This is a genomic window from Pseudomonas saxonica (genome assembly GCF_007858365.1).
Lineage (GTDB): Bacteria > Pseudomonadota > Gammaproteobacteria > Pseudomonadales > Pseudomonadaceae > Aquipseudomonas > Aquipseudomonas saxonica.
Window position 1 is genome coordinate 198,692 of sequence record NZ_VFIO01000002.1, and the last position, 20,408, is coordinate 219,099.

Sequence of the window (20,408 nt, forward strand, 5' to 3'; positions counted from 1 at the left end):
CATTAATTGTTTTCCGATGCCAATTTGGCACACCAGGATTCACCGCGTGAACCGTGGGGCGTCAGCGTCAGCTCCCGCCCGGTGTTATGCGGCCTAATGGTAATGGTCAGGTCGGGCTTTGGCAAAAAGCCTGCACCTTTATCGGGCCACTCAATCAAGCATAGAGCGTCATCGTCGAAGTAATCGCGAATGCCGAGATATTCCAGCTCCTCGGGATCGACCAAACGATACAGATCAAAGTGAAACGCTCGGATGTCGCCGATCTCGTAAGGCTCAACCAGTGTAAATGTCGGACTCTTAACCGCACCTGTATGGCCCAGGCCCCGAATCAGGCCACGAGACAAGGTGGTTTTACCCATACCCAAGTTGCCATCCAGAAAGATCAGGCCATGACCTTCAGTAACCTTTGCCAGACGCGCTCCAAAAGCGGTCATTGCCTCTTCATCGGCCAGTTGCAGTGTTATTTCTTGCACGGTGCGTGTTCCTCCAACAACTGACGAATGACTGGAATCAAATCACTGGCCGCCAGCCCACGGCCCAATTGTCCTTGCTGCTCGCCTGCACGGGCATGCAACCACACCCCCAGACAAGCCGCCTCATAAGCGTTCATGCCTTGCGCCAGCAATGCACCGACCACTCCGGCCAGCACATCACCCAGCCCTGCAGTGGCCATGGCCGGATGGCCGTGGTTGCACTGGGCCAACTCGCCTTGCAGTCCCGCAATCAATGTACCCGCCCCCTTGAGGACGCATACCACTGAGTATTTTTTAACCAGCGCTCTGACCGCCGCAGGGCGATCCGCCTGCACCTGCTCTGTGCTGATGCGCAACAAACGCGCGGCTTCGCCGGGGTGCGGGGTCAATACGGAGCCTTGAGCCAACGCCAAGTCGGTGTTGGACAACAAATTGAGAGCATCGGCATCCCACACCTGCGGCATTTTTGCCTGAGCGGCGGCCGACAACAGGCTGCGCCCCCAAGGCGCCTGGCCCAAGCCCGGGCCAACCACCAACACAGAGGCTTGCGCCAGCAGGCCCATCAGTTGATTGGCCGATAGCACACCCACGGCCATCACCTCCGGCAAGCGGGCCAAGGCGGCGGGTATGTGTTCAGGTCGGGTTGCCAGCGACACCAGACCCGCGCCACAGCGTAGTGCAGCTTGTGCACTCAGGGTAATCGAACCGCCAAAACCGCGGTCGCCACCGATCAATAGCACGTGACCAAACTGGCCTTTATGAGCATTGAGCGGACGAGCGGGCAGAGCTGGCAAGGTCTGCGCCATGAGCGGCTGGGGTTCAGAAAACAGGTGTTTGGTCTGCGGCATACGTGTCGTGCTCCGATGTCTGGCAGAATTATACGCATCTCAGCTCCGGTTTCTCTTGCCTCATGCCTGCTATTACTGCCGACCTCCCCGCTCTCGCTCAGTCCATCAAGGAATGGGGTCGCGAGTTGGGCTTTCAACAAGTCGCGATTGCCGGCCTCGATCTGGGCGAACACGAACAGCATCTGGAGCGCTGGCTGGCCGCCGGTTATCACGGCGACATGGACTATATGGCCGCTCACGGCAGCAAACGTTCACACCCCGACGAATTGGTGCCCGGCACTTTACGGGTGGTTTCCTTGCGCATGGACTACCTGCCTGGTGACACGCACATGGCGCAATTGCTGGCCCAGCCAGAAAAAGCCTACGTGTCGCGCTACGCCCTGGGTCGCGATTATCACAAGCTGATTCGCAAACGCGTGCAGCAATTGGCTGACCGTATTCAAGCTCAAATTGGACCGTTTGGTTTCAGGGCCTTTGTCGACAGCGCCCCGGTGCTGGAAAAAGCCATCGCCCAAAAAGCCGGACTGGGCTGGATCGGTAAAAACACCCTGGTGCTCAATCGCAAGGCAGGCAGCTACTTCTTTTTAAGTGAATTGTTCGTCGACTTGCCACTGCCTGTGGATGCGCCCCACGAGACGGAACATTGCGGGCGATGCACGGCCTGCCTGGATATTTGCCCCACCAATGCCTTTGTCGGGCCCTATGTGCTGGATGCGCGCAAATGCATTTCGTACCTGACCATCGAGTTGAAAACCGCGATTCCAGTGGCGTTGCGTTCGATGATCGGCAATCGGGTGTTTGGGTGCGATGACTGCCAGATTGTCTGCCCCTGGAACCGTTTTGCCCGCACGACAGCCGAGGGTGACTTCAAGCCCCGGCATAATCTGGACAACGCGGGCTTGGCCGAACTGTTTATGTGGGATGAAGATAAGTTCTTGAGCAGCACCGAGGGCTCGCCCTTGAGACGCGCTGGGTATGAACGCTGGTTACGCAACCTGGCGGTGGGGCTGGGCAATGCGCCCTCCACCATTCCCGTGCTCGAAGCGTTGAAAGCGCGGCGTGACTATCCGTCAGAGCTGGTGCAAGAACATGTGGAGTGGGCGCTTGAGCAGCATGCTAAGCGCCTGCCCTCACCCCAACCCTCTCCCGAAGGGACAGGGAGCTGATCTACGGTGATCTGGCGTCCGTGTGCGGTTAGTCCTCTCTCCCTCCGGGAGAGGGCTAGGGTGCTTTTAACTAATGCTCGTCGTTATAAACGAACTTGGGCATTTCCCAGTTAAAGCGTATCGCCAGCAAGCGCAGCAGTAACCCGCCGAACAAGGTGACAAAAATCGCCTGATCCTCAGGCATCCCAAAGAACGTACACAGCAAGAAACACCACGCCGCTGCAAACGAGACACTGGCATAGAGTTCGCGGCGGAAGATCAGCGGAATGTCGTTGCAGAAAATGTCCCGCAAGATGCCGCCGAATACGCCGGTGATCACACCACTGACCGATGCCACCAGCATGCCCTGCCCCATTTCCAGGGCGGTCATGCAACCGATCAGGGTGAAGGCCACCAGCCCTAGCGCATCCAGCACCAAGAACAGTGAACGCAGATGACGCATCAGCGGTGCGATAAAAATCGTTACCAGGGCGGCAACGGTGGTGAGCACCAGGTATTCAGGATGTTTGACCCACGTAAGCGGGTAATGCCCCAGCAACATGTCACGCACCGAACCGCCGCCCAGTGCGGTGACGCAGGCGATCAGCACCACCCCGAACCAATCCATCCCGCGCCTACCGGCAGATAGCGCACCGGTCATGGCTTCAGCCGTAATGGCCACTAAATAGAGCATCAGCAACATGTCGGCGATCCTTGCGATAAGGCGCGCAGTCTACTCATTTGCCGCATGCACCAACAGAGGGCAGAAGGACGGTCGCGCCTCAGAACTTGATGAAGTGCTTTCGGTAGTGCTGCAATTCGGCAATCGACTCGCGAATATCGTCCAGCGCCAGATGCGTGCCTTTTTTGACCAGACTGTCGCGCACTTCAGGCGCCCAGCGCGCCACCAGCTCTTTAAGCGTGGAAACGTCGAGGTTGCGATAGTGGAAGTAGCTTTCGAGGTCTTTCATGTAGGTGTACAAAAAACGCCGATCCTGACAGATGCTGTTGCCACAGATCGGTGATTTGCCTTTAGGCACCCATTGCTCAAGAAAGGCGATGGTCTGTGCCTCGGCCTCGGCCATGGTTGTGGTGCTGTCCTTGACACGCTGGGTCAAACCGCTGCCACCGTGGGTGCGGGTGTTCCACTCGTCCATGCGCGCCAGCACCTCATCGCTGTGATGAATGGCGATGACCGGGCCTTCGGCCAAGGTATTGAGGTTGCTGTCGGTAACGATGGTGGCCATTTCAATAATGACGTCGTTGTCAGGATCCAGACCGGTCATTTCCAGGTCGATCCAAATCAGGTTCTGCGCGTTTTGCATAATGGCCTCCAGTGCTTAGTCGCGCAGTTTAGCTTAGGCAGGTTGCCCACGTGCTAAACTCGCCAGCGTCTCACCCTCCTTATCGTTTTATCAACACGGAACACCCATGGCCAAACGCCAGCTCAACCGTCGCCAAAACTGGCGCATCGAAAAGATCCAGGGCGAGCGCGCTGCCCGCGCCGCTAAACGTGAATCCAGTGCGGTCGAAGCGCTCGAAGGCGGCGATTTAGGCGCTGAACAGCTGGGCCTGGTGATCGCGCACTTTGGTGTGCAGGTCGAAGTCGAAGCGCAGGAAGGTGAGCTTAAAGGCCAGATGTTCCGTTGCCACTTGCGCGCCAACCTGCCCGCACTGGTAACAGGCGATACGGTGGTGTGGCGCGCTGGCAACCAGGGTATCGGCGTTATCGTCGCCCAACTGCCGCGTAAAACCGAACTGTGCCGCCCGGACAGCCGCGGCCAGCTCAAGCCAGTCGCCGCCAACGTCGACATGATCGTGATTGTATTCGCGCCCATGCCCGAGCCGCACGCCAACCTGATTGACCGCTATTTGGTCGCGGCTGAGCACGCGGGGATTCGCCCTTTACTGCTGCTCAACAAGGCTGACCTGATTGACGAGCAAAACGCCCCGGCACTGAACGCTTTGCTGGGTGTTTATCGCCAGCTCGGCTACCCGGTGCTGGAAGTATCGGCGCATCACGGCGACGGCATGCAGCAGTTGCAGGCGCAACTTGACGGCCACATCAGCGTGTTTGTGGGTCAGTCGGGCGTGGGTAAATCGTCGTTGGTCAACAGCTTGCTGCCAGAGGTCAACCTGCGGGTGGGGCCGCTGTCCGAAATCTCGGGCCAGGGCACGCACACCACGACCACAGCGCGCCTGTTCCACTTTCCGGGCGGCGGCGACTTGATCGACTCCCCGGGTATTCGTGAATTTGGTCTGGGCCATGTCAGCCGGGCCGATGTTGAAGCGGGCTTTATTGAGTTCAACGACTTGATTGGCCGCTGCCGCTTCCGCGACTGCAAGCACGACCGCGAGCCAGGATGCGCGTTACTGATGGCGCTCGAGGATGGCCGCGTGCAGCAACAACGCATGAACAGCTACCGCTCGATTATTGCCAGCTTGCCTGAATCGAGTTACTAACGGCCAAAGCCCCTCACCCTAGCCCTCTCCCAGAGGGAGAGGGGACTGATTTGTGGCGTATGGCACATCTGCTTTAGCTTTTAGCTCCCTCTCCCTCCGGGAGAGGGGACTGATTTGTGGCGTATGGCACATCTGCTTTAGCTTTTAGCTCCCTCTCCCTCCGGGAGAGGGTTGGGGTGAGGGCAGCGCCGGGTCATCAAACAAATTCAGCTTCTGGCGCTCCTCATGCATCGGCGGCGGCTGTTGATCCGGCGGCAAGGTGATCGGGTCAACCGGCGCTTTGGGCAGCGACTTAGCCTTGACCGGCTCCGCACTCTGCCCTCCTTCAATCGCTTGCTGGGCACGCTTGTTCAGCACCACGATGTCGATACGGCGGTTTACCGGGCTCGTCGGGTTGGTCTTGTCGAACGGCACCGATGAAGCGTACCCCACTACCCTGGCGATCTGACTTTCGGGGTAACTGCCCGTAACCAGCGCACGACGGGCCGCATTGGCACGGTTTGCAGACAATTCCCAGTTACCAAAATCACCGCTCCCCGAATACTGCGTGGCATCGGTGTGACCGCTGATGCTGACCTTGTTCGGTACAGCTTTGATGGTGTCAGCCATGGCCAGCAGAATATCTTCGACGTACTGCTTAAGCCGCGCGCTGCCAACGTCAAACATCGGCCGGTTTTCATCATCCATGATCTGAATGCGCAAGCCATCCGGCGTGATTTCAAACAATAACTGGTCTTTGAATTTGCGTAACTGAGGGTTTTCTTCGACCTTGTTTTGCAACTCTTGCAACAGCAGTTCCAGGCGCTCTTTCTCCACTTGCTCAGCCACACTTTCGGCCTGATCAGGATCGATCTTCTCTTTGTTGATCATGTCGACCTGGGGTTGCAGTTTTTCTTCTGGGTTGAGCGTGTTGTCCGGTGCCAGGGCGGGTGTACCGCCCAAATCGATGGTGTACGGCGAACCGCTTTCAGTGAAGCCGACCGGGTCTTTGAAGTAGCCGCTGATGGCAAGCTTTTGCGCCGGGGTGGCCGCAGACATCAGCCACAGCACCAGAAAGAACGCCATCATCGCCGTGGCAAAGTCAGCAAAGGCAATTTTCCAGGCGCCGCCGTGATGGCCAACGGCAAAACGCTTGACGCGCTTGATAATGATCGGCTGATTGTTTTCCATAAATCAGCGACCGCGAACCACTTGCTCAAGCTCGGAAAAGCTTGGACGGTGCTTGGGGTACAGCACTTTGCGGCCAAACTCGACTGCCAGCGACGGCGGCATGCCCGAGGCAGAAGCGACCAGCGAGGCTTTGATGGCTTCGTACACGTTGATTTCTTCTTTGGCATCGTGAGCCAGCGACGTGGCCAAAGGGCCGAAGAAACCATAAGCGGCCAGAATACCGAAGAATGTACCCACCAATGCAGCACCTACGTGCTGGCCAATGGCAGTTTGATCGCCTTCACCCAGCGATGCCATCGTCACCACAATACCCAGAACGGCCGCCACGATACCGAAACCCGGCATGCCGTCGGCGATACCGTTGACGGCGTGAGACGGGTGCTCAAGCTCTTCCTTGAGGTTGAACAACTCCATGTCGAACAAGCCTTCCAGCTCGTGGGGCGCCATGTTGCCCGAGGACATGATGCGCAAGTAATCACAAATAAATGCGGTCATGCGCTCATCTTTAAGAATGGTCGGGTATTTGGCGAATATCGGGCTGGCAGCCGCATCTTCGATGTCGGCCTCAATAGCCATCATGCCTTCGCGACGGCTTTTATTCAGAATCTCGTAAACCAGGCCCAGCACTTCAAGGTAGAAAGCGTGGGAGAACCGCGAACCGAACATGCCCAGCGATTTTTTCAGTACGTGCAGGGTCATGTAGCCCGGATTGGCCTGCAAGAACGCACCCAGCGCTGCGCCACCAATGATCATGACCTCAAAGGGCTGGATCAGTGCCGCGATCTTGCCGTGGGAGAGCACGTAGCCGCCGAGTACACTCGCGATCACGACGATAATGCCGATAATTTTAGCCATAAATATAAAAGTACTTATTCAGTCGGGTTCGGGGTGATTGCAGCGTCACTAAAACTCTTCTTCTCCCTATCGGCAAATCTGCGCCAGACTGTAACGCGTAAAAGCGAAAAACATTCAGCCCGGTTCGGGCGTGCCCTCCCTTTATGATGATCGCGCTCCTTTTATGGCTAATAAAACCTCTGCATCGACATCAGTACCGACCACTCTGGACGCTTGGGTTCAGCGCCTGAACGACGCGCAGTTGCCCATCTCGCAATACAGCCATGCGCATGTGAGCGCGGCGATCAACGACAGCCGCCGCTCTTTGCGCGATATTGCCGAGATCATGCAAGACAGCCCGGCGTTGGCGTTAAGCCTGATTCGCGAAGCCAACCAGCATCTGCAAAGCAGCCTGAGTGAACCGGCTGAAAGCCTGGAAGTGGCCCTCAATCGACTGGGGTTGAAGCGCACTCTGGAAGTGCTTGAGAGCTTGCCCGCTCTGGCACCTGAGGATATGCCGCTGGCTTTCCGACAAATCCAGCTCATCAGCCAGCATGCGGCGCAACAAGCCATCGGCCTGTTCGGCAATCGCCTGGCGCGGCTCTGGCAAGAGATTTACTGGGGCAGTTTGCTGTTCCTCTCGCCCTTGTGGGCCATGGCGCTGACCCACCCTGATCAGCTCGAAGAATGGGAGCTGCGAGTGCTTCACCGAGGTGAGTGCGCCGCCAAGGTTGAGCTCAAGCTGTTCGGCGTACGCCTGTTTGAGATTTGCAGGGCGCTGGCCGAGTTATGGCAGCTGCCTGCCTGGGTACTGCACGGCTATACCGTGGTCATTGAGCAACAGCCTACGCTGGTCAGAGTGTTGCATATCGCTCGCGACCGGCATCATCCGCTTCGCCAGCAACAGCGTCTGGACGCCGATCCGGCCTTGCGCAGCTGGCTCAACCAGCCAGCCAGCAGCGTGCTGCTGGCCAATGGGTTGGCACTGTCGGCCCAAGCCGCATGGGATATACCGCACAATCGGCGCTGGCAACTTCTGACCAGCCTGTACCTGCAAATGCCGCTGGACGATGTGCAACAGCTTGTTCACCAAAACGCCGTCAGCAGCGGCCGATACCACTCTTTGCCAGACCTTTGGCACCCGGCGCAGGCACTGCTCTTGCCCTGGAATGCACGCCGCACGCTGCAAGGCAATCAACCCGCCGCGCCGCCTTCAGCCGAAGCGCTGGCCCTGTGGCGCAAACACTGTGCACAGCTTTTGGCCGAGCCAAGCACGTTCGCCAATGCGATGCACCTGACCACATGCGCCCGCGAAGCCTTGGTCGCCTGCGGTATGCGCAGGCTAATGGTGTTGATGGCTGACAAGACATCGAGCCATCTGCGGGTTTTTCAGGTCTGGGGACTGCCCAAAGAGGTGTTCGATCTGACTTTCAACATCAGCGAGAGTGCCGGCCTGCAGCGTTTGATGGCGCAACCGGCACAACTGCGCCTGACCCCCGATAACAATGGGGTGATCTGCGCAGCTCTGCCTGACGACCTGCGCGGCCTGTTTCCCGGTGAGCATCTGCTGCTACGCTCGCTGAGCAATAATGGCCGCGTGGTCATGCTCGTGCTGGCCGACCAGGGCGGCGGCGCGCTCAACGAGACCAGCGTGCAAGCGTTTGGCAAAACCGCGCAGTGCATTGAAAAAGCCCTGCACAGCTTTACCAACCGCGGGCGTTAGCGCTTGCGCTACAATCCCCTCTTTTTTCGCTCTGGAGAACCCATGCCTGACTTCTCTGGCTTGCCGTTGGTGATCGAACCCGGCGACCTGCTCGCACGGCTCGATGCCCCCAACTTGATTGTGGTCGACCTGACCAGCGCAGCACGCTACGGTGCCGGGCATATTCCGGGTGCTCGCTTTGTCGACCCCAAACGCACGCAACTGGGTCAGCCTCCCGCACCTGGCCTGCTGCCGACACACACGTCGCTGGAAGCCTTGTTCGGTGAACTGGGGCACACAACCAACGCGGTCTACGTGGTGTATGACGACGAAGGCGGCGGCTGGGCCGGGCGTTTTATCTGGTTGCTCGATGTGATCGGGCACAAGGCCTATCACTATCTTGATGGCGGCCTTCACGCCTGGATTGCCGAAGGTGGCCCGCTGTCCACCGACGTACCTGCGCCTGTCGGCGGCCCGGTACGGGTGACGCTGCATGAAGAACCGACCGCCACCCGCGAGTACCTGCAAAGCCGTCTGGGCGCAGACGACCTGGCAATCTGGGATGCGCGCAATCCCGCCGAATATTCGGGCGAAAAGGTGTTGGCTGCTAAAGGCGGTCACATCCCCGGCGCGATTAATTTTGAATGGACAGCAGGCATGGATAAAACCCGCGACCTGCGCATTCGGACCGATATGGCGCAGATCCTCAAGGATCTGGGGATCACACCGGACAAAGAAGTGATTACTCATTGCCAGACCCATCACCGTTCTGGCTTTACCTATCTCGTTGCCAAAGCACTCGGTTATCCGCGTGTCAAAGGCTACGCCGGCTCCTGGGGCGAATGGGGCAACCACCCCGACACCCCCGTCGAGCTGCCTGTCAAACACTAAGGACCTGTAATGAAAAAGCGTTTGTTTCTATTGAGTCAGTACCTGCTGCCCCATCACCTGCTGTCGCGTCTGGCCGGCTGCATTGCCGAGTGCCGTGTGCGCTGGTTTAAAAATGCGTTCACCACCTGGTTCGCCAAACGCTACAACGTGGACATGTCCCAAGCGCTGGTTGAAGACGTCACCGCGTACGAACACTTCAACGCCTTCTTCACACGCGCCCTGAAAGACGGCGCTCGCCCGCTGGACCAAACCCCCGGCGCCGTCTTGAGCCCGGCCGATGGTGCAGTCAGCCAATTGGGTGCCATTGAGCACGGTCGTGTATTCCAGGCTAAAGGCCACAGCTACAGTGTGCTGGAACTGGTGGGCGGCGATGCGGCCGTTGCGTCGCAGTTCATGGGCGGCGAATTTGCCACCATTTACCTGTCACCCAAGGATTACCACCGTGTGCACATGCCGCTGGCCGGTACTCTGCGAGAAATGATCTACGTGCCAGGTCGCTTGTTCTCGGTTAACCAGACCACCGCTGAAAACGTGCCGGAGCTGTTTGCCCGCAACGAACGCGCCGTGTGCATTTTTGATACCGAACGCGGCCCGATGGCCGTGGTATTGGTGGGTGCCATGATCGTGGCATCGATTGAGACGGTATTTGCCGGTTTGGTCACGCCGCCTAAACGCGAGCTGAAAACTTTCCGTTACGACGAAGCCGCGCGTGCGCCGATTCACTTGGAAAAAGGGGCCGAACTGGGTCGCTTCAAGTTGGGATCGACAGCCATCGTGCTGTTCGGCCCAGAGCAGGTCAAATGGGCCGAAGGCCTGAGCGCAGGCTCGCCGGTGATGATGGGGCAGAGCATTGGCGCCCCGGCTCACGCCGAATAACCTGCGATCCATACTGACTCCGTAGCAGCTGCCGAAGGCGGCGTTCGGCGGCGCAGCCGTCGTAGAAACTAAAATCGCGGTGAATCAAACACACCATGAATTCAGATTTCACGATCGCTTCGCAATCGGACGCGGCCTTGGACCGCTGCTACGAAATCATTTAGCCCTGGCTGTTGCGGTCACGCTGGCCCAGCAAATACAGCACGCCATCCAGCCCCAAGGTCGAAATGGCATGTTTGGCCGATTTTTTAACCAGCGGCTTGGCACGGAAGGCGACACCCAGCCCCGCAATCGCCAGCATCGGCAAATCGTTGGCACCATCACCCACCGCAATGGTCTGTTCCAGACTCAAGCCTTCCTTTTGCGCCAGTTCGCGCAGCAAATCAGCCTTGCGTTGTGCATCGACAATCGGCTCGACCGCCACGCCTGTCACTTTGCCATCTTCCACGGCCAGTTCATTGGCGAATACGTAATCGATCCCCAATTTGGCCTGCAATTGCTTGGCGAAGTAAGTGAAGCCGCCTGACAAAATGGCTGTTTTGTAGCCCAAGCGCTTGAGTTCGGCGAACAGCACTTCAGCGCCTTCGGTCAAGCGCAGTGACGCGCCGATCGAGTCCAGTACGCTCACGTCCAGACCTTTAAGCAGCGCCAGACGTTCTTTGAAGCTGGCTTTGAAATCCAGCTCACCGGCCATCGCGCGCTCGGTGATTTCGGACACTTGATCACCCACGCCGGCCGCTTTCGCCAGCTCGTCTATCACTTCGGCTTCAATCAGGGTGGAGTCCATGTCAAACACTGCCAGCCGGCGATTGCGTCGGAACAGCGTGTCTTCTTGCAGAGCGATATCGACACTGAGTTCCTGGGCCAGATCAAAAAACGCTGCTCGCAGAGCGTCGATATCAGCCACGTCACCGCAGACGCGCAACTCGATACAGCTTTTGCTCAGTGCAGTGGGCGCGTCCAGTGACACTCGACCCGACAGACGATCTGTTTGCTCGATGTTCAACCCATGCTGACTGATGACCGACGTCACGCGCTGCAATTGCAGGGCCGTCACTTGGCGGCCCATCACGGTCACGACATGGCGTTTCTGGCTTTGCCCATTGACCCACTGTTGATAGCGCTCTTCAGTAATTGGGTCAAACACCAACTGCAGCCCTTCTTTAGCGATCAAGGGCTGAAGGTCTTTCAGCACAGCCGACACTTGATCGGCGTGAGGAATGTCTACCAGGAACCCCAACGACAAAACGCCGTGAATGGCGGCCTGACCGATGTCGAGAATATTCACCCCATTGCTGGCCAGCACGCCAGTAATGGCAGCGGTGAGACCTGGACGGTCTTCACCAGTGATGTTTATCAGGACGATTTCGCGCAAGGCACACCCCCATTCGCTAAAAAAAACGCATTCTACCCCCATTCAGTGACCATCGGGCATCGCCAAGGCTTTGCCGCCTCAGGGCTGATCGCTATACTGCGCTCCAACTTAACGGACTAAGAGCCGCGCTCAGTGAACCGGCCATTGCCTGTCAAAAACGATAATTTCTTTCTGCTGATCTTCCGGGCCTTGCGCGATCGTCGCGTTCCGATAGCTCTGCGCATTGCCACCCACAACGTGATTCTGGTCGCGTTGGCGCTGGTCATTTATGCCGTGGTCATGGGCCTGCAATTCAAGCAGGCCATGCACGAGCAGGCCGATGCGTTGGGGCAGAGCCTGACCACGCAGACCGCCACGTCGGCGACCGAGTTGCTGGTGTCCAACGACATCCTCAGCCTCAACGTGCTGCTCAACAACCTGACCAAAAATCCCCTGGTGGCGCACGCTGCTATTTATAGCGTGGATAACCGCATCCTCGCGGAGGCCGGGCAACGCCCTAAAAACAGCCTGCTGGGTGAAACCGAAGGCGTGTACCAGACCAAGATCACCTTTCAGGATGTGACGGCCGGGCACCTGCGTATCAGCCTGGACATGAACCAGTTCGAACAGCCGATGACCATCAGCTTGCAGAGCATGGGCATTCTTAGCGCTATTTTGCTGGCCCTTGCCTTGGCGCTGAGCCTGCGGCTGGGCCGCAACATCACGACGCCCCTGTTGCAACTGCGTGTGTGGTTGCGCGAACCGGATCCTTACACGCCGGCGATTACCCGTCAGGATGAAATCGGTGATCTGGCCCGCCAACTGCACACCCGCCTGGCGCCGCCTGCTCCAGAGCCTGAGCCGGAACCCGAAGAAGCTTTCGACGACAGCGAGTATGAAGACGCTGACGACAATGAGCCTACCTTCGAAGTCCGCAACCTGAGCGACCCGACCTTCGATGAAAAACCGGCTGTGCCAGCACCCAAAGCGGCACCTCGGCAAGTGATCATTACCGAAGAAGACGAGGGCGACGAAGACCCGTTTTCTGATTTGCGCGATACCGGCGCCGCCAGTGTGGCGCCAAAAGCCGAAGTCAAAGCTGAGCCGACTGCGCCGCAGCCAAGCGCGGTACTGGCCGTGCAACTGGGGGCGCAAGAGCAACTGCGACGCTTGCCTCGCGCACGTTTGATGGAGCTGCTGGAGCGTTATCGCGACTGCCTGAACCAGGCGGCGTCGCTGTATCAAAGCGAGTTGCATACGCTCAATGATGGCAGCACGCTCATGCTGTTCCACAGCGAAGACAGCGGTGAGGACTACCTGACCAATGCGATTTGCTGTGGCGAGTTGCTGCGTGCCCTGGGTCATGCCTTGCAGATCGAAGTGGCTGACAGCGGCATTACGCTGCAATTGCAGTTGGGTCTGGTGCTGGGCGAAGGCCTGAGCGGGTTGAGCCAGATTGATTTGTTGCTGACTGAAACGGCGCAGGATGCACTGGCGCTGTCGCAACACAGCCGTAACTTGTTGCTGGTAGAGCGCAAGATCAGTGACGACCCGCTGATTCGCCAACGCGCCCGCATCCGCCCGATTGCCAGCCCTGAAGGGGCGTGCTGTGTAGAGCGCCTGATGGAGCCTTACCCTTCCATGCTAGAACGCCAGTTGGCGCGCATGCATGAGAATCGTGGGTAAGGCGCACAGCCCCTCACCCTAGCCCTCTCCCAGAGGGAGAGGGGACTGATTGGGGGATGCTTCAGGTTTGCTGCAGCCTGACTGATCACCAGTGAATTCGAAAACACATAGGCCAGTTCACTCTCCCTCCGGGAGAGGGCTAGGGTGAGGGGATGCTTTAGGTTTGCTGCAGTCTGACTGATCACCAGTGAATTCGAAAACACATAGGCCAGTTCACTCTCCCTCCGGGAGAGGGCTAGGGTGAGGGGATGCTTTAGGTTTGCTGCAGTCTGACTGATCACCAGTGAATTCGAAAACACATAGGTCGGTTCCCTCTCCCTCCGGGAGAGGGCTAGGGTGAGGGGCTTTTGCCCTGACCAAAAAAATCCCGCACACGTGCGGGATTTTTTGTTATCGCCAAACACTCAGAACCTGAATACTTCCATATCTGTGCGAATCGGCGACGCCATCGGTATCTTCGGTTTTTCGCTGTCCTGCTTCGGTGCCGCTTTCTTTTCCGGTGCACGGGGTTCAACCAGTGGCGGCTGGTTAGCCAGCGGCTTGAGCGCCACGGCTAATTGCTCGCTCAACTGTTGCAACAACTCACCCTGAGCCTTGACCTGATCTGCAGTAGTCCCCGCATGCGGCTTTTCAAGGTGAACCATCCGGTTGTCACGCACCTGCCCACGGCGGTCAATCAAACGCCATTGAGCATCCAGAATTGCTGGCTGGTCTTTACCCGAATCCAACCGAGTAATTGACAACAGCACTTGCACATCCGGGCTGAAACCCGCAGGCGCAGGGGCCAGCACTACGCGCTGGCTGTCCAGACGCCACGCCAGCTGACGCAACAGCAACTGATCGATGTCTGACGACAAGCTGCCCGCCCAACGCCCGTCCGGTGCTGCACTCAGGCTGCCATCGGTCTGACGTTGCAGCAGGGTTTCACGTTGCAGGTAATCGGCCACAGTCACCGGGCCAAGTACCACCGACATGCCCGCACTTTGCTTGGGCTGGCCGGGGGTGCCGCTGTCCAGCTGGTACAAGGCCGCGGGCTGGTGCACGCTGCACCCCACCAAGCCAAGCACGCCAGACAGCAGCGCAATTAAAGGAAGACGTAGAACGTTCATCATTCCATCCAGGTGGCCGCCATGTGGCGCGCCTCAATGTGATTCCAATTCATAGGAAGTTTCTTACACGTCGTTTCACAATCGCGGCATATCATCCGCGAATATCGACCGTGACTCCAGTGCTGTTGCGCCGATCTACGCGATAAAACGCAGACCGGGCGCTCTAAACAACCTTAATTGGGCACTTCTACCAGCAAAGCATCAACACGCTGGAAGCCTCGCGGTAACTTGTTACCACGCCGACCACGCTCTCCTTTGTAATGTTCAAGGTCGTCAGCTTTGAGCGACAACGTACGTTTACCCGCCTGTAACACCAATGTGGCGTTGTCTGGCAATACGGCAATGTCAGTCACATATTCATCACGGCTGGCCACGCGATCGCCGGGAATACCGATGATTTTATTGCCCTTGCCTTTGCCCAATTGCGGCAGGTCGCTGACTTTGAAGATCAGCAGGCGCCCTTCGGTGGTCACCGCTGCCAGCCAGTTGTGCTCTCGGTCTGCCACAGGCCGTGGCTGCATGACGTGCGCGCCCTTTGGCAGGCTAAGCAGCGCTTTACCCGCCTTGTTTTTGGCTTGCAGGTCTTCACCTTTGACCACAAAACCGTAACCGGCGTCGGAGGCAATCACGTACAACGCGTCGTCTTCAGGCAACAACACGCACTCGAACGTCGCGCCCGGCGGTGGCGTAAGGCGACCGGTTAGCGGCTCACCCTGACCACGGGCAGATGGCAGCGTATGTGCCGCCACCGAATAACTGCGCCCGGTGGAGTCAATAAACACGGCAAATTGGTTGGAACGCCCCGCAGCAGCGGTTTTATAGCCATCGCCCGCTTTATAGGACAACCCGGTCGCGTCCAGATCGTGACCTTTACCACACCGAACCCAACCTTTTTCTGACAAAACAACCGTCACCGGCTCGGTGGGTACCAACTCGTTTTCCGACAGAGCTTTGGCTTCAGTCCGCGCAACGATCGGTGAGCGGCGATCATCACCGTAGGTTTTCGCGTCTTCAATCAGCTCAGTGCGCACCAGCTTTTTGAGCTTGGCTTCGCTGCCCAGCAACGCTTGCAACTTGGCTTGTTCTTTACGCAGTGCATCTTGTTCGTCGCGCAGCTTCATCTCTTCAAGACGAGCCAACTGGCGCAAACGCGTATCGAGGATGTAGTCAGCCTGGGTTTCAGTCAGGCCAAAGCGCGCAATCAGCTCGGCCTTGGGGTGCTCCTCGGTACGAATAATGTGGATCACTTCGTCGAGGTTCAAGTAGGCGGTGAGCAAACCGTCCAACAGGTGCAGACGACGCTCGACTTTATCGAGGCGGAACTGCAGGCGGCGGCGCACGGTGTTGATGCGGAACTCAAGCCATTCGACCAGCAGGGCTCGCAGGTTTTTCAGCTGCGGCTTGCCGTCCAGGCCGATGATGTTGACGTTGACACGGAACGTGGACTCCAGCTCGGTCACGGCAAACAGGTGCTGCATCAGCTCATCGAGATCCACCTTATTGTTGCGCGGGATGATCACGATGCGGCACGGGTTTTCGTGGTCCGATTCGTCACGCAGGTCAGTCACCATCGCCAACTTGGTCGGCTTGGCCTGCATCAGCGCAGCAATCTGCTCCAGCACCTTGGCGCCCGAGACTTGATGCGGCAAGGCGGTGACGACAATATCGCCATCTTCAACGTGATACACCGCCCGCATGCGCACCGAACCACGACCCGTCTGATAAATCTTCAGCAGATCAGCGCGCGGTGTGATGATTTCGGCTTCGGTCGGGTAGTCAGGACCTTGAATGTGTTCGCACAGTTGCTCGACCGTGGCTTTCGGCTCGTCGAGCAAACGCACGCACGCCGCCGCCACTTCGCGCAGGTTGTGCGGCGGCACGTCGGTGGCCATGCCCACGGCGATGCCGGTGGTGCCATTGAGCAGGATGTTGGGCAAGCGCGCCGGCAATACAGCCGGCTCGTCCAGCGTGCCATCAAAGTTCGGTACCCAGTCTGCGGTGCCCTGCCCCAGTTCGCTGAGCAGCACTTCGGAGTAACGCGACAAACGCGCCTCGGTGTAACGCATGGCCGCGAAGGACTTGGGGTCGTCCGGCGCACCCCAGTTGCCCTGACCATCGACCAAGGTGTAGCGGTAGCTGAACGGCTGCGCCATCAGCACCATTGCTTCGTAGCAGGCCGAGTCGCCGTGGGGGTGAAATTTACCGAGCACGTCACCGACGGTACGCGCCGATTTTTTGTGCTTGGAGTCTGCATCCAGCCCCAGTTCGCTCATGGCGTAAACAATACGCCGCTGTACAGGTTTAAGACCGTCACCGATGTGCGGCAAGGCCCGATCCATGATCACGTACATGGAATAGTTGAGGTAGGCCTGTTCGGTGAAGTCGGCCAGTGACCGGCGTTCTACGCCGTCCAGGCTGAGATCAAGGGAGTCGCTCATGCGGACCTCATTCAGTTCGTTGTCTGGCGCAGCAGCATGGTGCCACCGCGCTGGGTAAATTCGAGTTTGTTCAACGCACTCATGCCCAAGAGCACTTGTTCGCCTTCAAGCCCTGGAGCGGCCACTGCACGCACGTTGCGCAGCACAATGGCCCCCAGTTGCAGGCGGTCGATTTGAGTGCGAAAGCCCTGTGCGCGGCCATTGGCCGTGCTCAAGGTGACAGGCGCGCCTTTGGGCAGCGCCAGTTGTTCTGCCAGATCCAGCGGAACCGCCACATCGGTGGCTCCGGTATCGAGTAAAAATTCCACTGGCACGTTATTGATACGGCCACTGGCAACAAAGTGCCCCTGCACATTGGCGAGCAGTTTGACTTCGATGAAGCCCTCGCCTTGTTGCGAGATGACTTCAGTGTTGGGGTTGTCCTGACGCTGTTCCCAGCGCCCAAAAAATTGCGTCGCCAGATACAGGCCGGCGCACCAGGCGACGATCATGAACACGCGCCCCATGCCTTTGCCCGGTGCTTGCTGGCTCATGGCTTAGCGCTCCAGCCACCTTGCGGGGCAGCAAAACGCCAGACGATGGGGCGCTTTTCGCCATCGGCACGTATGTGATTGCCATTGTCCACCCCGACCCACACGCCTTTAGCGTCCAGACTCAGCGCCTCGGCGGTGCCATAGCCGGAGTTGTAGCGCCGCGGTTCGGTCAATGCATCGTTGGCAAACGACCAGCAACGCTCTACCTCACCGGTGGCTGGCGTACGTCGGCAAATACGGTAGGCCATGCGCTCAAGGGTAAACAGCTTGCCATCGAACAGCGCCAGATCGGCAAAGTCCTTTTGTTGCGCCTTGGCCTTTAATTGAGCAGGCGGCTGTTCAAGCCCGCCCTCGCTCATCACCACACATCCGCCTTCGCAGTTCCATACGCTTTGTTGCTTGCGCAGGGTCATCAAGCCACGGCGTTCACGCTCGGCCGCCAGCCACAGTTGGGTGCCTTGCGGGTTGACGGCAATGCCTTCAAACAACGCATTGAAATGCAGCAACATGCCACTGCCACGCGCCTGACGCACCAACGCCGGGTCGATCTTGAGCCACAAAGGCTCACCGATGGGTGGCACTTGCAGTACCGCCGCATGGGTTTCGCTGACAACATAACGGTTGCCCGCCGCGTCACAACTGATGCCTTCGAAATCCAGATTGCCGCCCCGCAACGGGCTGACGGCTTTGTGCATCATGCGCACGCCCCACGGCAAACCGCTTTCGGGGGGCGGTGGCACTTGGATACTAACCGCTTCGGCTTGCCATTCGGCATAACGGGTATCGAGACGGTAAATCTGATCGTCATCACGGTCAGACACCGTCCACATCTCGCCTTCACAGAGCGCCAGCCCGGACAGATTGCCCCCGAGCATGCCTTCGACAGGATGCTCAGTTTGAAGCACCAGCTCAGGCCATGTATCGGCCATCACCGGCGCAGCGCTCAAGCACAGGCCCAGCAGTAACGCTCTGCCCATCAAGCCAGAACCTGCGCCAGGTTACCTTTGGACTCCAGCCAGCTTTTACGGTCACCCGCGCGCTTTTTGGCAAGCAGCATGTCCATCATTTCAGAGGTGGCAGCGAAGTCTTCCAGCGTGAGTTGCACCAGACGCCGGGTGTTCGGGTCCATGGTGGTTTCACGCAGTTGCGGCGGGTTCATCTCACCCAGCCCCTTGAATCGAGTGACTTGTGGTTTGCCGCGTTTTTTCTCGGCCACCAGACGATCAAGAATCCCGTCGCGCTCGGCTTCATCGAGGGCGTAGTAGATCTCTTTGCCCAAATCGATACGGTACAGGGGCGGCATCGCGACGTAGACATGACCGGCATCCACCAACGGGCGGAAATGCTGCACGAACAAGGCACAGAGCAAGGTGGCGATGTGCAAGCCGTCGGAGTCGGCGTCGGCGAGGATGCAGATTTTGCCGTAGCGAAGCTGACTAATGTCAGCAGCGCCCGGATCGACGCCAATGGCCACGGCAATGTTGTGCACTTCCTGGCTGGCCAGCACTTCGCTGCCATCGACTTCCCAGGTATTGAGGATCTTGCCGCGCAACGGCAGGATCGCCTGAAACTCTTTGTCCCGCGCCTGCTTGGCCGAACCGCCAGCGGAATCACCTTCCACCAAAAACAGCTCGGATCGCATCGGGTCCTGCCCGGCGCAATCAGCCAACTTACCCGGCAAGGCCGGGCCTTGGGTGATGCGCTTGCGCTCGACTTTTTTACTGGCCTTGAGACGACGACCGGCGTTGTTGATCGCCAGCTCTGCCAATTGCATGCCCAGTTCAGGGTTGGCATTGAGCCAGAGGCTGAACGCATCCTTGACCACGCCGGACACAAATGCCGCCGCTTCGCGCGATGACAAGCGCTCCTTGGTCTGACCGGAGAACTGCGGTTCCTGCATTTTCATCGAGACGACGAAGGCAATGCGTTCCCAGACATCTTCGGGCGCCAGCTTGACGCCACGGGGTAGCAGGCTACGGAATTCGCAAAATTCACGCATGGCATCAAGCAAGCCCTGGCGCAAACCGTTGACGTGCGTGCCGCCCTGGGCCGTGGGGATCAGGTTGACGTAGCTTTCCTGAACGCTGTCGCCGCCTTCGGGCAACCACAGCAACGCCCAGTCGATGGCTTCTTTGTTTCCGGCCAGGCTGCCGCAGAACGGTTCATTGGGCAGGCGTTCGAACTCGCTGACCGCGTCCACCAGGTAGGAGCGCAAGCCGTCTTCGTAATGCCACTCGATCTTTTCGCCAGTGTTTTTGTCTTCAAAGCTGACCAGCAGCCCCGGACACAACACGGCCTTGGCCTTGAGCACATGCTTGAGGCGGCTGACCGAGAACTTGGGCGAATCAAAGTATTTTGGGTCCGGCGCAAAATACACGCTGGTACCGGTGTTGCGTTTGCCAACGGTGCCGACGATTTCCAGGTCGGTGGCTTTATAGCCATCGGCGAAGGTCATCTGGTATTCGTTGCCGTCACGCTTGACCTTGACCCTGACCTGCGTCGACAGCGCGTTGACCACCGAAATCCCCACGCCGTGCAGGCCGCCGGAGAACTGGTAGTTTTTGTTGGAAAACTTGCCGCCCGCGTGAAGCTTGGTCAGGATCAGTTCGACACCTGAAACACCTTCTTCGGGGTGGATGTCCACGGGCATGCCGCGCCCGTCGTCACTGACTTCCAGCGAGTGGTCAGCGTGCAGAATGACTTGCACCGATTTGGCGTGACCGGCCAGGGCCTCGTCGACACTGTTGTCGATGACTTCCTGAGCCAGGTGATTGGGCCGGCTGGTGTCGGTGTACATGCCGGGGCGCTTGCGCACCGGGTCGAGGCCCGAGAGGACTTCGATGGCGTCGGCGTTATAAGAGCTAGCGCTGGGAGTGGCCATAAGGT

General features: G+C 58.5%; 18 protein-coding genes. 6 read left to right on the top strand and 12 right to left on the bottom strand.

The features are described from left to right. Positions 1-2: 2 nt before the first annotated feature. Together tsaE and FJD38_RS08075 are read right to left on the bottom strand one after the other, a co-directional pair. Positions 3-473, bottom strand: a complete 471-nt coding sequence (tsaE, locus tag FJD38_RS08070) for a tRNA (adenosine(37)-N6)-threonylcarbamoyltransferase complex ATPase subunit type 1 TsaE (RefSeq protein ID WP_122785084.1) — start codon at positions 471-473, stop codon at positions 3-5. Further along, the gene (locus FJD38_RS08075) at positions 461-1,321 is read right to left on the bottom strand and encodes an NAD(P)H-hydrate dehydratase (protein ID WP_146384778.1); all 861 of its coding nucleotides are present in this window, start codon (positions 1,319-1,321) and stop codon (positions 461-463) included. Before FJD38_RS08075 ends, tsaE begins: the two co-directional genes overlap by 13 nt. Positions 1,322-1,383: 62 nt before the next feature. Between FJD38_RS08075 and queG the strand changes: the two genes are divergently transcribed. Next, the gene (gene queG / locus FJD38_RS08080; RefSeq protein ID WP_122785086.1) at positions 1,384-2,487 is read left to right on the top strand and encodes a tRNA epoxyqueuosine(34) reductase QueG; all 1,104 of its coding nucleotides are present in this window, start codon (positions 1,384-1,386) and stop codon (positions 2,485-2,487) included. 70 nt (positions 2,488-2,557) lie between these two features. Here queG and FJD38_RS08085 read toward each other — a convergent pair whose 3' ends face one another. Further along, positions 2,558-3,169, bottom strand: a complete 612-nt coding sequence (locus FJD38_RS08085; protein WP_122785087.1) for a trimeric intracellular cation channel family protein — start codon at positions 3,167-3,169, stop codon at positions 2,558-2,560. A 79-nt stretch (positions 3,170-3,248) separates the two neighbouring features. Continuing rightward, positions 3,249-3,791: an oligoribonuclease gene (orn, locus tag FJD38_RS08090; protein WP_122785088.1), complete on the bottom strand. Its 543-nt coding sequence runs from the start codon at positions 3,789-3,791 to the stop codon at positions 3,249-3,251. 106 nt (positions 3,792-3,897) lie between these two features. Between orn and rsgA the strand changes: the two genes are divergently transcribed. Beyond that, positions 3,898-4,929 carry a small ribosomal subunit biogenesis GTPase RsgA gene (gene rsgA / locus FJD38_RS08095; protein WP_122785089.1) on the top strand — a complete coding sequence of 344 codons (1,032 nt, stop codon included), beginning with the start codon at positions 3,898-3,900 and terminating at the stop codon, positions 4,927-4,929. Between the two features lie 144 nt (positions 4,930-5,073). On the opposite strand, the gene motB is transcribed toward rsgA, so the two are convergent. Together motB and motA are read right to left on the bottom strand one after the other, a co-directional pair. Continuing rightward, the gene (gene motB, locus FJD38_RS08100) at positions 5,074-6,099 is read right to left on the bottom strand and encodes a flagellar motor protein MotB (RefSeq protein WP_122785090.1); all 1,026 of its coding nucleotides are present in this window, start codon (positions 6,097-6,099) and stop codon (positions 5,074-5,076) included. 3 nt (positions 6,100-6,102) lie between these two features. Next, positions 6,103-6,954 (bottom strand): flagellar motor stator protein MotA, encoded by an 852-nt coding sequence (gene motA, locus FJD38_RS08105; RefSeq protein WP_122785091.1) that lies wholly within the window; start codon positions 6,952-6,954, stop codon positions 6,103-6,105. A 163-nt stretch (positions 6,955-7,117) separates the two neighbouring features. Between motA and FJD38_RS08110 the strand changes: the two genes are divergently transcribed. The 3 genes from FJD38_RS08110 to asd are packed head-to-tail and all read left to right on the top strand — an operon-like array spanning position 7,118 to position 10,402. Then, positions 7,118-8,656 carry an HDOD domain-containing protein gene (locus FJD38_RS08110; protein ID WP_146384780.1) on the top strand — a complete coding sequence of 513 codons (1,539 nt, stop codon included), beginning with the start codon at positions 7,118-7,120 and terminating at the stop codon, positions 8,654-8,656. Between the two features lie 42 nt (positions 8,657-8,698). Beyond that, positions 8,699-9,526, top strand: a complete 828-nt coding sequence (gene rhdA, locus FJD38_RS08115; protein WP_146384782.1) for a thiosulfate sulfurtransferase — start codon at positions 8,699-8,701, stop codon at positions 9,524-9,526. Positions 9,527-9,535: 9 nt separating this feature from the next. Beyond that, positions 9,536-10,402: an archaetidylserine decarboxylase gene (gene asd, locus FJD38_RS08120; RefSeq protein WP_146384784.1), complete on the top strand. Its 867-nt coding sequence runs from the start codon at positions 9,536-9,538 to the stop codon at positions 10,400-10,402. A 160-nt stretch (positions 10,403-10,562) separates the two neighbouring features. Here asd and serB read toward each other — a convergent pair whose 3' ends face one another. Beyond that, positions 10,563-11,777 carry a phosphoserine phosphatase SerB gene (gene serB, locus FJD38_RS08125; RefSeq protein WP_167654254.1) on the bottom strand — a complete coding sequence of 405 codons (1,215 nt, stop codon included), beginning with the start codon at positions 11,775-11,777 and terminating at the stop codon, positions 10,563-10,565. A gap of 132 nt (positions 11,778-11,909) precedes the next feature. On the opposite strand from serB, the gene FJD38_RS08130 reads away from it, so the two are divergent. Beyond that, entirely contained in the window at positions 11,910-13,442 is a 1,533-nt protein-coding gene (locus tag FJD38_RS08130; protein WP_146384788.1) for an AhpA/YtjB family protein, read from the top strand. A 404-nt stretch (positions 13,443-13,846) separates the two neighbouring features. On the opposite strand, the gene FJD38_RS08135 is transcribed toward FJD38_RS08130, so the two are convergent. From FJD38_RS08135 to parE, 5 genes are all read right to left on the bottom strand, one after another. Continuing rightward, positions 13,847-14,554: a PqiC family protein gene (locus tag FJD38_RS08135; protein ID WP_122785097.1), complete on the bottom strand. Its 708-nt coding sequence runs from the start codon at positions 14,552-14,554 to the stop codon at positions 13,847-13,849. Positions 14,555-14,724: 170 nt separating this feature from the next. Continuing rightward, positions 14,725-16,989, bottom strand: a complete 2,265-nt coding sequence (gene parC / locus FJD38_RS08140; RefSeq protein WP_122785098.1) for a DNA topoisomerase IV subunit A — start codon at positions 16,987-16,989, stop codon at positions 14,725-14,727. Between the two features lie 11 nt (positions 16,990-17,000). After that, positions 17,001-17,522: a retropepsin-like aspartic protease family protein gene (locus FJD38_RS08145; RefSeq protein ID WP_122785099.1), complete on the bottom strand. Its 522-nt coding sequence runs from the start codon at positions 17,520-17,522 to the stop codon at positions 17,001-17,003. Further along, positions 17,519-18,499: an esterase-like activity of phytase family protein gene (locus FJD38_RS08150; RefSeq protein ID WP_146384790.1), complete on the bottom strand. Its 981-nt coding sequence runs from the start codon at positions 18,497-18,499 to the stop codon at positions 17,519-17,521. The genes FJD38_RS08145 and FJD38_RS08150 overlap by 4 nt, the downstream gene beginning before the upstream one ends. After that, positions 18,499-20,403, bottom strand: a complete 1,905-nt coding sequence (gene parE, locus FJD38_RS08155; protein WP_122785101.1) for a DNA topoisomerase IV subunit B — start codon at positions 20,401-20,403, stop codon at positions 18,499-18,501. Before parE ends, FJD38_RS08150 begins: the two co-directional genes overlap by 1 nt. Positions 20,404-20,408: the final 5 nt, after the last annotated feature.

Excerpts from the sequence above, each read along its gene's own strand:
- FJD38_RS08145 (WP_122785099.1), bottom strand. The coding sequence starts at position 17,522 with ATGAGCCAGCAAGCACCGGGCAAAGGCATGGGGCGCGTGTTCATGATC.
- FJD38_RS08150 (WP_146384790.1), bottom strand. The coding sequence starts at position 18,499 with ATGGGCAGAGCGTTACTGCTGGGCCTGTGCTTGAGCGCTGCGCCGGTG.
- FJD38_RS08085 (WP_122785087.1), bottom strand. The coding sequence starts at position 3,169 with ATGTTGCTGATGCTCTATTTAGTGGCCATTACGGCTGAAGCCATGACC.
- queG (WP_122785086.1), top strand. The coding sequence starts at position 1,384 with ATGCCTGCTATTACTGCCGACCTCCCCGCTCTCGCTCAGTCCATCAAG.
- motA (WP_122785091.1), bottom strand. The coding sequence starts at position 6,954 with ATGGCTAAAATTATCGGCATTATCGTCGTGATCGCGAGTGTACTCGGC.
- parC (WP_122785098.1), bottom strand. The coding sequence starts at position 16,989 with ATGAGCGACTCCCTTGATCTCAGCCTGGACGGCGTAGAACGCCGGTCA.
- orn (WP_122785088.1), bottom strand. The coding sequence starts at position 3,791 with ATGCAAAACGCGCAGAACCTGATTTGGATCGACCTGGAAATGACCGGT.
- motB (WP_122785090.1), bottom strand. The coding sequence starts at position 6,099 with ATGGAAAACAATCAGCCGATCATTATCAAGCGCGTCAAGCGTTTTGCC.
- FJD38_RS08110 (WP_146384780.1), top strand. The coding sequence starts at position 7,118 with ATGGCTAATAAAACCTCTGCATCGACATCAGTACCGACCACTCTGGAC.
- rhdA (WP_146384782.1), top strand. The coding sequence starts at position 8,699 with ATGCCTGACTTCTCTGGCTTGCCGTTGGTGATCGAACCCGGCGACCTG.
- rsgA (WP_122785089.1), top strand. The coding sequence starts at position 3,898 with ATGGCCAAACGCCAGCTCAACCGTCGCCAAAACTGGCGCATCGAAAAG.
- FJD38_RS08135 (WP_122785097.1), bottom strand. The coding sequence starts at position 14,554 with ATGATGAACGTTCTACGTCTTCCTTTAATTGCGCTGCTGTCTGGCGTG.
- parE (WP_122785101.1), bottom strand. The coding sequence starts at position 20,403 with ATGGCCACTCCCAGCGCTAGCTCTTATAACGCCGACGCCATCGAAGTC.
- asd (WP_146384784.1), top strand. The coding sequence starts at position 9,536 with ATGAAAAAGCGTTTGTTTCTATTGAGTCAGTACCTGCTGCCCCATCAC.
- FJD38_RS08075 (WP_146384778.1), bottom strand. The coding sequence starts at position 1,321 with ATGCCGCAGACCAAACACCTGTTTTCTGAACCCCAGCCGCTCATGGCG.